The sequence below is a fragment of the Micromonospora sp. CMU55-4 genome (assembly GCF_011602315.1).
GTDB classification, from domain to species: domain Bacteria; phylum Actinomycetota; class Actinomycetes; order Mycobacteriales; family Micromonosporaceae; genus Micromonospora; species Micromonospora chalcea.
Map to the genome: position 1 here is coordinate 18,182 of NZ_JAAOLH010000029.1, position 12,816 is coordinate 30,997.

At 73.9% G+C, this 12,816-nt stretch carries 8 protein-coding genes and 1 pseudogene; 2 read left to right on the forward strand and 7 right to left on the reverse strand.

Going from position 1 to position 12,816, the window contains the following annotated elements; all coding sequences use genetic code 11:
• Window positions 1-1,322 precede the first annotated feature (1,322 nt).
• From HA073_RS31305 to HA073_RS29735, 5 genes and pseudogenes are all read right to left on the reverse strand, one after another.
• Window positions 1,323-3,383, reverse strand: a pseudogene (locus HA073_RS31305) (DUF3367 domain-containing protein); the annotation flags it as partial.
• Window positions 3,377-4,825: a glycosyltransferase family 4 protein gene (locus HA073_RS29720; RefSeq protein WP_205799028.1), complete on the reverse strand. Its 1,449-nt coding sequence runs from the start codon at window positions 4,823-4,825 to the stop codon at window positions 3,377-3,379. The gene HA073_RS29720 and the pseudogene HA073_RS31305, both read right to left, overlap by 7 nt.
• The gene (locus tag HA073_RS29725) at window positions 4,822-5,646 is read right to left on the reverse strand and encodes a glycosyltransferase (protein ID WP_064446837.1); all 825 of its coding nucleotides are present in this window, start codon (window positions 5,644-5,646) and stop codon (window positions 4,822-4,824) included. The genes HA073_RS29720 and HA073_RS29725 overlap by 4 nt, the downstream gene beginning before the upstream one ends.
• 9 nt (window positions 5,647-5,655) lie before the next feature.
• The gene (locus HA073_RS29730) at window positions 5,656-5,817 is read right to left on the reverse strand and encodes a hypothetical protein (RefSeq protein ID WP_157539048.1); all 162 of its coding nucleotides are present in this window, start codon (window positions 5,815-5,817) and stop codon (window positions 5,656-5,658) included.
• 41 nt (window positions 5,818-5,858) lie between these two features.
• The gene (locus HA073_RS29735; RefSeq protein ID WP_205799030.1) at window positions 5,859-7,586 is read right to left on the reverse strand and encodes a hypothetical protein; all 1,728 of its coding nucleotides are present in this window, start codon (window positions 7,584-7,586) and stop codon (window positions 5,859-5,861) included.
• A 181-nt stretch (window positions 7,587-7,767) separates the two neighbouring features.
• Here HA073_RS29735 and HA073_RS29740 point away from each other — a divergent pair, with 181 nt between their 5' ends.
• Entirely contained in the window at window positions 7,768-9,036 is a 1,269-nt protein-coding gene (locus HA073_RS29740) for a polysaccharide biosynthesis protein (protein WP_166457827.1), read from the forward strand.
• Here HA073_RS29740 and nudC read toward each other — a convergent pair.
• Window positions 8,933-9,832 (reverse strand): NAD(+) diphosphatase, encoded by a 900-nt coding sequence (nudC, locus tag HA073_RS29745; RefSeq protein ID WP_043327813.1) that lies wholly within the window; start codon window positions 9,830-9,832, stop codon window positions 8,933-8,935. The genes HA073_RS29740 and nudC overlap by 104 nt on opposite strands.
• Window positions 9,833-10,017: 185 nt before the next feature.
• On the opposite strand from nudC, the gene HA073_RS29750 reads away from it, so the two are divergent.
• Window positions 10,018-11,835, forward strand: coding sequence for a VanW family protein (locus HA073_RS29750; protein WP_205799042.1), 1,818 nt, complete (start codon window positions 10,018-10,020; stop codon window positions 11,833-11,835).
• Between the two features lie 58 nt (window positions 11,836-11,893).
• Here HA073_RS29750 and HA073_RS29755 read toward each other — a convergent pair whose 3' ends face one another.
• Entirely contained in the window at window positions 11,894-12,520 is a 627-nt protein-coding gene (locus HA073_RS29755; protein WP_069089577.1) for an NADPH-dependent F420 reductase, read from the reverse strand.
• Between the last annotated feature and the right edge of the window lie 296 nt (window positions 12,521-12,816).

Genomic DNA, 12,816 nt, shown 5'->3' on the forward strand with positions numbered 1-12,816 from the left:
TAGCGCAGGGGCCGCAGGTCGCGCAGGTCGCGCAGCGTCCCGGTGGCCGTCGTGGGCACCTTCACCCCGTTGACCACGATGGTGGGCCCCGCGCCGCACGGGAGCGTCACCTCACGGTCGAGGCCGCGCGGCTGGTTCAGTTCGGGCACGCCCTGCACGTCCACGCCGCTGAGACCGACCGGCAGCGACTGCGGCTCGAACAGCGCCGTCGACCGGCTGACCCTCGGCACGGTAGAGGTCACTGCAACGGTGAGCCCACGGGTACGCAGAGCCGGGAAGCGGGCGACACCGTCCAGGTCGACAGTCACCTCCCGGATGCCGTCGTCACCGGTGATCCGGACCGTCCTGGGCGGCGCCGCGACGAGGCTCTCCGCGAACCGCAGCCGCACCCAGCTCACCTTGCGCGCGGTGGCCCAGCGCATCTTCACTGTCGGTTGGGGATCGCTCGGATCCGCCCACCAGGCCGTGCCGTCGTCCCCGTCCCCCAGCGACCTCGACGAGGCGACCGGGTCGGCGAACCACGAACTCGACGTCGTGAACGTCTCGCCGCCCGTCATCTCGTCGTACGTCGCGAGCGCGGTGGCGGGCGTGGCCCGGGCCAGGCCGGTGAGCTGGGTGGGGATCGCGTCCGGCAGGTCGAAGCGCCGGGGCACCAGCCCGGTCTCCTCGCCCTGCCGGATCAGGTCGGGAGCGCACAGGTAGTGGTCACCGGCGACCGCGCAGGCGGATCGATCGGTGGCCTTGCGGGCCAGCGCGACCACCTCGGGCGCGACGGCGTCGGCGGGCACCTCCGGCAGTCGCAGGTAGCGCTCGGGCGTCACCCCGGCGACACTCAGCTCCCGGATACCCGCCCGGCGGCCCGGAACGTCGGCGTCCGCGACACTCTCGACTGTCACCCGCAGCCAACTGCTCCGGCCGGCGGGCAGCGGCAACCGCGCCGTCGACCGGCCCGCGCCGGTCACCGGGTGCACCTGGGAACCGCCCTCGGTGCTGACCCGTACCGAGGTGACCGGCGCGCCGATCACCTCGTCGCCCATCACCTGCACCTCCACCGAGTCGGCCTCGATCGGGTCGGCGAAGCGCAGCTCGACCCACTGGCCCACCGGTTTGCGCGCGCCGTCGGACAACCACGCGGTGCCGATGTCGCCGTCGACCGCGGCGAAGGGTGTGGCCGACGGGTCGCGCAGCCCGGCCGGACCGGTGACGTCCGCCGCGCTGGACGACGCCCGGACGTCGGCCACCCCGGCGTACGCCGAGGAGGTGATCGACGACCGCCACGCCGGGTCGAGGATGTCGTGCTCCAGGCGCTCCAACTGGGTCGGGTCCTGCTCGGTCAGGGTCCGCGAGGTGTTGCCCCGGACCAGACCGAAGTCGACCTCCCGGTCCCGGAGGCTGTCGGCGAGCACGGTGCCGCCGTCGCTGACCAGCGGGGGATCGCCGTCGAGGATCACCGGCCGGTTGCCCAGCACACCGGCGTCGCTGAGGTCCAGCAACGTCTCCGGCGCGCCGACCAGGTTGAGCGGCAGCGCGGCGTCGGTCAGCGTGGCCCGGGGCGTCGGCCGGTCCACCTCGTAGATCTCCACCGCCGGGTACGGCTCGTGCAGGCCGTAGTCCCACGCCCCGTTCAGGTCGGGCTTCACCCCGGACGCCGGGCCGAACGCGGCGACCCGGAACAGGCCCGGTGCGCTGTCAAGCGTGCGGTGTACCAGGACCGGCCAGGCGATGCCGCCGACCGGCTGGCGGAGGTCGTTGCGGACGAGCAGGTAGCGCACGCCGAGCCGGCTGAGCACGTCGGCCAGTCCGGGCGAGGCGGTGCCCGAGGCGAGCCGCTCGTCGATGGCGGAGAGCAGCCGCGAGTTGCCAGCCGATCCGCCCGGCACCAGCGCCCGCACCGCCCACGGCGAGTCCAGCAGCGGCTGCACCGGCTCGTCCAGCGGACGTCCCCAGTTGTACTCGGCGAAGTTGGAGCCGGGAACCAGCAGGGTGGTGCCCGGCCCGGCGTGCCGGTCGAGCCACCCGGTCGCCTGCCGCCAGTGCTCGGGCAGCGCGTGGAAGCCGCCGCCCGGAGCGAGTCCCGCCATCCCGGCGCCGCTGGTCACCGCCACGAGCGCGACGGCGGTCGCGCCCAGCGCCACCCGCCGGGGCGCCATGTTCGTGGGGCGCGTGAAGCGGCGGATGAGCGCGATCCGGCCGACCGTGTCCAGCATGTGCGCGGCGGCCAGCGCCAGCGGCAGGCGGATCACGACGTCGAACTTGTGCAGGTTGCGGAGGGCGGCGAGCGGACCGTCGAGCAGTTCACGCATCGGCGACGCGAACGCGGCGCCCCCGGTCGACAGGTTCCCCGCGGTCAGGGCCAGCAGGCCGACCAGCGCGCCGACGAGCAGGAACCGCCGCTCCGGCAGGTCCCGACGGGCGAGCCCGGCCAGGCCGACGCAGGCGATCAGGGCGGTGAGCACGATCATCCACGGGGTGGTGACCAGCGCCCATCCCGCGCGCCACCACGGCACGCCGTCGACGGCCAGGTAACCCACCCAGTGGGTGCTGCCGCGTACCGCCGACGGGAGCGACGTCACGCTGGTCGTGACCGCCGCGCTCTCGGTGTACGGGAGGAACGGGAACCCGTAGCGCTGCAGCAACAGCAGCGGCACCAGCCACCAGAAGGTGGCCGCCACCATCGCCACCGTCCACCACGCCAGCAGGCGAATCCGCCGCCGGCCGGGCGCACGGGTCACCACGTACAGGAACGCCGGCAGCACGGCGCACGCGACGGCCGCGCCGTTCGCGCCGCCCATGCAGACCACAGCGAGCCCGCTGAGCGCCGCGGCCCGCCGCAACGAACCGCCCGCGGCCCCCTTGACCAGTGGCAGCAGGACCCAGGGGGCGACGCAGTACGGCAGCAGTTCCAGCGAGACCGTGCCGACCAGGGACAGCGCCCGGGGGGACAGCGCGAAGATCGCGCCGGCCACCAGACGCGATCCCGGACCGCCGAGGTCGAGGGCGCGCGCCAGGCGCACCACGCCGGTGAGGGCGACGCAGAGCAGGGTCGCCATCCAGAGCCGCTGGACCAGCCAGGCCGGCAGGCCCACCGCCTCACCGAGCAGGAAGAACGGGCCCATCGGGAAGAAGTAGCCGACGGCCTGGTTCTGGAGCGTGCCGAACTGCCAGTCCCCGGTCCACAGGTGAGCCGCGCGGGCGAGGAAACCGCCCGGGTCCAGGGCCATGTCCAGCTTCGTCTCGGGCACGATGAGCCCGGGCTCCTGGGTGACGCAGAGACCGATCAGCGCGAGACAGACCAGTAGCTCGCGCAGGCGCCACACCGCCAGGGACACCGTGGCGCTCGGAATTCCGGGGGTACGGCGAGCGGTCGACCAGGCGGTCAGCACTGCCGTACCGGAACGCCGGTGAGCAGTTCGTCCGCTCCGGCGTTCCGCTCGTCGATGTCGTCGGCTGCGACCCCCGCCTGCAGCAGCGCCTGCCGGACGGCGGCCGGCTCGGCGGCCGGCACCAGGAGCAGCAGGTTCTGCCCGTCGATCGCGACGTGCCGGGTACGCGGCAGGAGCGGCGCCACCCGGGCCAGAAGGCGTTCCGGCTGGTCGGTCCGGACCACCACCGACGTGTTCCCGGCGGCCCAGGGCAGCGGGCGCGGCGTCAGCAGATCCCCGAGGACCGCACGCACCCGCCGGCCGGTGTCGGTCCAGCGGAACGAGTCGCTCCACCGCCGGCACTCCGCGGCCATCCGTTCCGGCTCTCCGGGCGTCGCCAGGGAGTCCAGCGCGCGGTCGAGGCCGGCGGCCAGGTTCTGCGCCGGATCCTCACCCTCGTCGACCAACCATCCGGTACGGCCCGGCCGGACCGCGTCGCGCAGCCCGTCCACGTCGAAGGCGACAGTGGGCAGCCCGGCGGCGGCCGCCTCCACCACCACGAGACCCCAGCCCTCACCCCACGAGGCGGAGACGTGCAACCAGGCGGCGGCCAGCAGGGCGTCCCGCTCGGCGGCGGGCAGGTGGCCGTGCACGGTGACCATGTCGTTCAGCCCGCGCTCGTCGACCAGCCGGCGGACGCTCGCCGCGTCCGGCCCACCGCCGACGATGTCCAGACGCAGGTCGGGCCGTTGCGCCCGGAGCCGGGCCACGGCGTCGACCACCAGGTCCACCCGCTTGTGCCGGGTCACCCGGCCGACGCAGACGACACGTGGCCGGTCGGCGCGGGTCACGCCCGCGGCGGCCGGCCGGGACGCGTCGGCGCCGTTGGGCGCCACGACCACCGGGCCGGTCCAGCGCAGCCGCTCCCGGATCGCCACCGCCGTCGAGGGGGAGACCGCGAGCGTCACCGCGCGGCGGTAGACGCGCCGGGCGACCGGTCCCTCCAGCCAGGCGCCGAAGCGACCCACGACCGGGCCGAAGTACAACCGGAACTGCCGGTCGTGCACGTGGTGGATCACGCAGATCACCGGCACGGCCGCCGGCAGGACCGCCGGACTGAAGAACGGGATGCCGTTCTGGCAGTCCACCACCGCGTCGAACTGCCGGCGGTGGCGCGCCAGCCAGCCCAGCACCCGGGGGTAGATGGTCCACCGGCCGCCGGTACGGACGATCCGGATGCCCTCGCGGACCTCGTCGCCGGGCTGCCCGTTCGGGCGCGCGGTGACGAAGGTGACCTCCGCGCCGGCGGTCACCAGGTCGCGGGCGACCTGCCAGGCGTACACCTCGGCGCCCCCGGCGTCAGGATGCCAGGGGTCCTTCCAGTTGAGCACCACGACCCGGCGGCCCACCACGGTGGCGTCGGTGGTGGGTGCCGCGTCGGTAGAGGGTGTTCCGACACTCACGGCCGCATTCCAACGGCGGCCGTGCCGCCGGTGACGTCCGGCGTGACCGGAAGCGTGACGAGTGGCATCACCGGGGCGACGTCGGCGCCACGGAGCCACCAGTTGATCTTCGCGACGTCCACGAAGCTCTGCCAGCCGTGCCGGACCGGTGAGAAGCGGGAGCCGGGTACGTCCACCCAGCTGACCGGAATCTCCACCAGGCGGGCGCCCGCCCGCTCGGCGCGGCCCAGCACCTCGACGTCGAACGCGAATCCACCGCACCGCAGGGGCGCGAAGACCCGCCGGGCGACGTCGTTGCGGAAGAACTTGAACCCGCACTGCGTCTCGCTGACGCCGCGCACCACCTGCCGGACCGCGCCCCGGAACGCCACCGCGCCCCAGCGTCGCAGCACGCTGTGCCGCTCCTCGACGACCGACTCGGGGTGGGCCCGCGACCCGACCACCGCGTCTGCGCCGTCGTACAGGAGATTGAGCACCTGGGCGAGAGCGGCCGGCGCGGTGGCCAGATCGGCGTCACAGAAGCCTACGTAACGGGCGTCGCTGGCCAGCACACCCCGACGCACCGCAAAGCCCTTGCCCGGTTCGCCGCACCAGAGCAGGCGGACCGGAACCGGGCCGGGCGGCGCGTTCACCACCACGGCGCTGGTCCCGTCGTCGCTGGCGTTGTCCACCACGGTGACCCGGCAGGGCACGCCGAGTTCGGCCAGCGCCGCCCGGAGCAGGACCAGGGTGTCGGGCAGCCGGAGCGCCTCGTTGTACGCGGGCACCACGACGTCGAGTACGACCAGTTCTGACGAGACGTCAGGAGGGGGGACCTCCATGCCGCACCGTCAGCGCTCGCCGTACACGATGATGGGCTGCTCCACGCTCGCTGGCTTGCTGTTGCTGTTGCCGAGGGTGGACGCCCCGATCGAGACGGCCAGGATTCCCAGCACGGCACCCACCGCCGCGGCGACTACCGCGGTGAGGAGGGGATTGAAGGATGCCTTCATCGATGATCCCTTCGGAAAAAGGTACCGAAGAGTAACATGCGTCACTGCCGCTTGACCCGGTGCGAAAGGGCGATCACCAGGGTGGCCCCCAGTACCGAATACCCCAGGACCGGCATTATGCCGATGCGACCGGACGAACCGGAGAAATCGGAATCCGGCAGACGCAACAGCGTCAATGCCCCGTCCCGCCGGACCAGCTCGGCGCTCACGAACCGGCCCTCCACCTGCGCGGCGTCCGGTTGGTCCGTCTGCACGAGCACATACCGCACCCCGAGCCGGCGCAGATCCGGTCCCGGATCACCCGGCGCCGCCAACGCCGCCGCCACCCGGTCCGCCTCCCGGCTCTCCCCACGGATCCGGTCCTGGCCGACCAGCACGTCCTGGTCCCCGACCACCGGCCGGCGGAACGCCCGCGAGGCCGGATCGAGCACCGGCACGTTCCCCGCCCACGGATAGGCCCGGAACGAGGACCAGGGCAGCGACACCAGGGTGCCCCCGGCCGGATCCCGGTTCACCTCGGCGCGCACCGCCGCCCACTCCGCCGGGTACCGCACCGTGTCGAACTGACCACCGAGACCCCACGCCAGACCGGGCATGAGCAGCACCGGAGCGACCACCAGCAGCGGGGCCAGCGCCCGGGCGCCGGTCGTCACGAGCGACTCCACGAGCATCCCGAGACCCACCGCCTGCACCAGTGCCAGCGGAGCGAGCAGCCGGGTGCCGTCCCGGACCGCGCCGGCCAGCGGAACGTGCTCGACCAGCGCGGCCATCCACTGCGCGCCCAGCGGCCACGCCGGCGCCACCGCGACCACAGTGCCCAGCACCGCGCCGGCGAGCAGACCCCACCAGGCCGCCGACGGCCAGCGGCGACGGGTAAGCACGTACCCCCACAGCGCCGCGCCGGCCAGCGCCAGCGCGATCAGGGCGACCGCCCACTGGTCCCGGCCGACCGGCACGGCGTTCCGGCTCCACACGCCGCCCAGAGTCGCGACGCTGGCGAGCACGCCGAGTGGCGTGTCCGCGCGGACCGCGAACGCGGCCACCCCCCGCTCGTCGACGTCGACGGCGCCGCCCCGGCTCACCAGCGCGAGCCACCACGGAGCGGTCAGGCCGGCCAACGTCGCCGCCCCCGACACAAACGCCCGCCACCGGCGCGCCAGAGCCAGCGCCGGGGCACAGGCGAACACCGCCGCCAGCACCATCGCCGGGCCGCCCAGCACCACCGCGGCCCCTCCGGCCACTGCGGAACGCCGCCCCGGGCCGGTGCCCTCGGGCGGCGGCCGGAGCACCCCCAGCACCCAGGCGAACGCCCAGGGCAACGCCGCGAACCCCGCCACCACCGCCCACTGCCCGAGGTGCAGCCGCCCGTACACCCAGGGGTTCCAGACGTACGCGAGCCCGGCGGCGACCCGCGCCAGCGGATGACCGACGGGCGCCAGCCGCGCGGCGCCCACCGCGGCCAGGACGAGACAGCCGGCCAGGAGCACCTTCTGGGCCACGTCGGCCGGGACGACCTGCGACAGCCCGACCGCGAGCAGCTCGCTCGGTACCGCACGCGGCAGTTCGGAGCCGCTGCCCCAGACCACCGCGCCGAACGGCGGGTCCGGCACGAACACCAGGTCGTAACGGAGGACGAAGCCACGGCGCAGCACCGGGCCGAGGATCGCGACGACCACGCCGACACCGAGCGCCGTCTCCGGCCACCAGCGGCGCAGCGCGACGGCGGCCCGCGACAGCGCCGGACCGAAGCTCGGTGACGCTCGACGCACACGGACCCCCATGAACCTGGACGGAAGCGGGCCCGACGTCGCACCCGGGGCTCCGGACAGCACTCTAGGCACAGGGCGAGTACGGACGGTAGCTTGCCTCACGACGTCGACGAGCGAGCCGCGACGACGACGCGAGGTTCGAGGCGAACCCGTTCCACCGGCGACACCGACATGAGGCGCGATGACAGAGACCACGGCAGGGCCCGGCGCAAGCCGCCTGGGAACCGCCGGCGCGGCCGTCGCGGTCGCCGCGATGGCGACGAACGGGCTCGCCTACCTGCTGCCCATGCTCGGCGCCCGGTACCTGCCGGTCGAGGAGCTGAGCGTCCTCGCCACGACGCTGGCCCTCGTCGCGATCGCCGGCGTCGCCGGCGTGGGGCTGCAGATGGCGGTCGCTGTGCACCGGGCCCGCCACCCCGGCGCGCCGACGCACCGGGTCAGCCTCGTCACCACGGCGGTCGCCGGCGGCGCCGTCGTCGTGGCCGCGCCGCTGATGATCACCGGTCTGCGGCTGTCGTCGACCGTCGTGGCGCTGGTCGCCGGCACCACTGTCGCTGTCGTCCTGGCCGCCCGGTGGCTCGGCGAACTGCAGGGTGAGCAACGCTTCGTCCGTCTCGCCTGGGCGATGGGGGTGGTGGCGCTCGGGCGGTACGGCGGCATGATCGTCGCGCTGGTCCTCGACGCCGACGTCGTGGTCACCCTGCTCGCCGGCATGCTCACCGCCTGGCTCGTGCTACCGGCGCTGGCCTGGATCGCCCGCCCCGACCGGCCCGTCGGGAACGACGTCGCCGCCACCATGCGGATCCGGCAGGTGGCGAGCGCCGGCACCGCCGCGCTGGCGATGCTCGCGGTGTCGTACGCCGACCTGATCTTCGCCCGCCAGCTGCTCTCGCCCGCCGACTCCGGGGCGTACGCGGTCGGAACCGTGCTCACCAAGGGCGCGCTCTGGGCCCCCCAGGTGATCGTGGTGCTGGCGCTGCCCCGGCTCGCCGTGGGAGACAACCGGGTCCGTACCGTCGTGCTCGCCATCGTCGCCGGCTGCGGCGTCGTGCTCGTCGCCGCCTCGGCCCTGGCCGGCGGGTTCGCGTTCCGGCTGGTGGGCGGCGAGGACTACACGTCCCTGGGGAGGTACGCCCCGTTCTTCGCCGCCACCGGCGCGCTCTACGCACTGATCTTCGCGGCCGTCAACGCGAAGATTGCGGCGGGCGCGCGCTGGCCGTCCGCGCCGCTCTGGGTCGCCGCGGCCGTCCTGGCCGTGCTCACCACCACCGTCGCGCCCCGCACGTTCCAGGGCATCATGTGGTGCGCGCTCGCCACCGCCGCGGGAACCGCGCTGGTGATGGTGTTCAGCCCTCCGCGAGCCAGTCGCCCAGCAGCCGGTGATCGATCGAGTCCACCCGGCCCAGCGGCCGCCCTGCCGCGACCCGCGCCCGCAGCTCCGCCCGGCTGAACCAGCGCGCCGCCAGCAACTCCACCCCGTCGACCCGGACCTCCTCGGACACGGCGACAGCCCGGAAACCCGCCATCAGCCCGGCGGGAAACGGCCACGCCTGCGACCCCTGGTAGACCACGTCGGTGACGGTGACGCCCGCTTCCTCGGCCAGCTCCCGGCGGACCGCGTCCTCCAGGCTCTCGCCGACCTCGACAAAGCCGGCCAGCGTCGAATAGCTGCCCTCGGCCGCGCCCGCGTGCCGGGCCAGCAGGCACCGCCCGGTCCGGCCGGGCGCCTCGACCAGCACGATCACGGCCGGCTCGATCCGGGGGAACCACAGCCGCCCGCACTCCCCACCGCTACAGGTCCGCATGTGCCCGCCGCCACCGGCCACGGCCCGGGCGCCGCACGCGCCGCAGTACCGCTGCTGCCGGTGCCAGAGCAGCAACCCCCGGGCGTACGCCTGCACCGCCGCTCCGGCCGGGTCGAGCCGGCCCACGAGCGTCCGGACATCGACAGCGCGCGTCGCGGCGGCCAACTCGACGGCGGCCCGCTCGCCGAGCGCGGAGAGATCGGCCGCGAACACCGCGACGTCGTCGTCGAGCCCCAGGAAGACGGTCTCCCCGGCGGCCGACCGGACGCGGGACGCGTGCTCGCCGGTGAGCCGGACCGGACCGGCCGCGTCGACCAGGCAGCGGTCCCGCCACAGCGGCAACACCACGCTCACCGGATCGGCCAGCCGCCCGGCCAGCCACTCCGCGTCACCGCGCAGCGCCGCCGCCCGGTCGAGCCACCCACCGCCGTACGCCAGCACCCGCTCACCGTGCCACGATCCGCGCCCGGGCGCGGCCCCGAATCGGGTGATCGGGCCGACACCGCCGAACCCCCGACACGACGCCGGGCCGGAGACTCCCGGCGCGCCCGGGCGTTGGTTACCGTAGGTGTCTCCCGCGGGGGAAGCGGTCCCCGCGTGTACTTCCGATCGAGGTTGCAGTGACGATGTACGGCGAGAAGATGCCGGCTGCCGACGACCGGCCCACCATCAAGGTGGCGGCGGTGAGCTGGCCCGGCGTCGAGATGGAGCCGGTCGCCACACCGCCCGGAGGCGGCGCGGCCAAGCCCACACGCTCGCGACGGGCCCGGCTGCTGCTGGCCGGGGGGATCGTCGCGGCCGTGCTCGCCGGCGGCGTCGGCCTGGGCGCCTACGCGTACGCCGGTGACGTGCCCCGCGGCACCACGGTGCTCGGCACCGAGTTGGGCGGGCGCAGCCGCGCGGAGGCGGCGGCGGCGCTCCGCGCCGAGCTGGAGCGCCGGGCCGAGGCGTTGAACGCCCCGCTGGCGGTCACCGTCGGTGAGAAGAAGGCCGAGCTCAAGCCGTCCGACGTGGGGCTCGCCATCGACGTGGACGCCACTGTGGCGGCCGCCGCGAAGGCCGACGCGCACGCGGTGAGCCGGCTCGTCGGTTCCCGTACGGTCGAGCCGGTGGTCACCGTCGACCGGCCCAAGCTGGAGGCCGCCCTGCGGAAGGTGATGGGCTCGCAGGGGCGCGAGATGACGATGCCGGCGATCATCTGGACCGGCACCACCCCGAAGCCGGTCTACCCGAAGCCGGCGCTCACCGTCGACACCGACGGCGCCACCGCTGTGGTGAAGGCCGGCTGGCTGGCCGCCGAGCCGGTCACCGTGCCGCTCGTCGAGAAGTGGCCCGCCACCACCCGTGAGGAGGTCGACCGCCTCGTCGCCGAGCTGGCCCGGCCCGCCGTCGCCGCGCCGGTGACGCTCACCACCGACGGCGGTTCGGTCACCATCCCGCCCGCCGCCATCGCCCGGGCACTGCGCTTCTCCGCCGACGACGCCGGCACGCTCACCCCGAAGGTCGACGTCAAGCGGCTCCGCGCCGCGCTCGGCGACCGGCTGACGAAGCTGGAGGTCGAGCCGCAGGACGCCGGGCTGACCATCAGCGGCGGCAAGCCGAAGGTGGTGCCCAGCAAGGCCGGCCGCCAGGTCGACGCCGCCGCGCTCGGCCCGGCCCTGCTCGCGGTGCTGCCCAAGTCCGAGGGCCGTACGGTGTCCGCCGAGCTCAAGCCGGCCGCGCCCGAGCTGACCGAGGCGGAGCTGGCGAAGCTGGGCATCAAGGAGCGGGTGTCGACCTTCACCACCCACTTCACCGGCGGCCTCTCCTCCCCGCGCAGCCAGAACATCGTCCGCGCGGCGAAGGACGTGGACGGCACGCTCGTGAAGCCGGGTGAGACGTTCTCGCTCAACGGGCACACCGGCGAACGCGGCTACGACCAGGGATACAAGGACGCGCCCACGATCGTGAACGGCAAGCTGGTGCCGGGCGTCGGTGGCGGCGTCTCCCAGTTCACCACCACGCTGTTCAACGCCACCTACTACGCCGGGCTGGAGGACGTGGAGCACAAGCCGCACTCGTTCTACTTCAGCCGCTACCCGGCCGTGATCGAGTCGACCATCTACTGGCCGCAGCTCGACTTCAAGTTCCGCAACAACACGCCCCACGGCGTGCTCATCGACACCTCGTACACGTCCAGCTCGATCACCGTCTCGATCTGGAGCACCAAGATCTACGACAGCGTCAAGACGGAGTACGGCCCCCGCCGCAACATCACCCAGCCGAAGACCGTGTACCTGACCCCGGGGCCGTCCTGCATCCCCGCCGCGGGCGCCGTCGGGTTCGCCCAGGACGCCTTCCGGGTCATCAAGAAGGACGGCAAGGTCGTCAAGCGGGAGAAGTTCAGCTGGCGCTACGACGCCGAGCCGCGCTTCATCTGCGCCCCGAAGCCGGGCGACGACTGATCCACGACACACGGAAAGGCCCCGCCGGACGCATCCGGCGGGGCCTTTCCCATGCTTGTCACGGCCGCGCCGCGGCCAGCCCTTCGCGTACGCCGTCGGCGTCCCGGTCGGTGCCATAGACGGGCGTGTCCGGCTGCTGCCGCCAGCTCTCGTCCAGGGTGCCCGCGTCGACCGGGTCGAAGCCCAGATCGTCCACGAGGCCCATCACGATCCGCTTGGCGTCCGCGTCGTCGCCGGCCACCGGCAACGCGATCCGGCCCGCCGTACCCGCCGGCTTGCCCTCGTCCATCAGGTGCGCCGCCTGGATGTTGTTGAAGACCTTCACCACCCGGGCGCCCTTGAGGTGGTCAGCGGTCCAGCGACTGGAGCTGAGGCTGCGGTCGAGCAGCTCGGCGATGTCGCCGTCCCGCTGGGGGTAGTAGTTGTTGGCGTCGACCACCAGCTTGCCGTCGAACAGCGCCGCCGGAAGCTGCGGCACCGCCTTCAGCGGGATCGCGATGACCACCAGCTCGGCGCCCTGCACGGCCTCCTCCACCGACACCGCCCGGGCGCCGGTCTCGGCGGCCAGGTCGGCGAGGCTCTGCGGCCCGCGGGAGTTGGCCACCGCGACGTCGTGGCCGAGTGAACGCAGACGACGGGTGAGGGTGCCCCCGATGTGCCCCGACCCGATGATTCCAATCTCCATGTCCACTCCTGTACCCCGTGCGGTCGGCCCCGATCACGGTCCCGACGTACGCCATGTCACGTTTCGGCCCACCGGCGTGGCCGTTGTCAGAGGTCCCGGCTCGACGGTACGAGACTGACGCGGCCGACGTGGTGATTCCCGTCGGCCGGCCCGAATCCAGGCGGTGTGGTGGCCGGTTCGGCTGTTCGGGGAAGTGGTGGGTGGTCCACCGTTCACGCGCGTCGGCATGAGGACCGGTTTTCGGGGTGGACGCGTTTCAGGGCCACCCCCGTGAGGGGTGGCCCTGAAACGAAAGG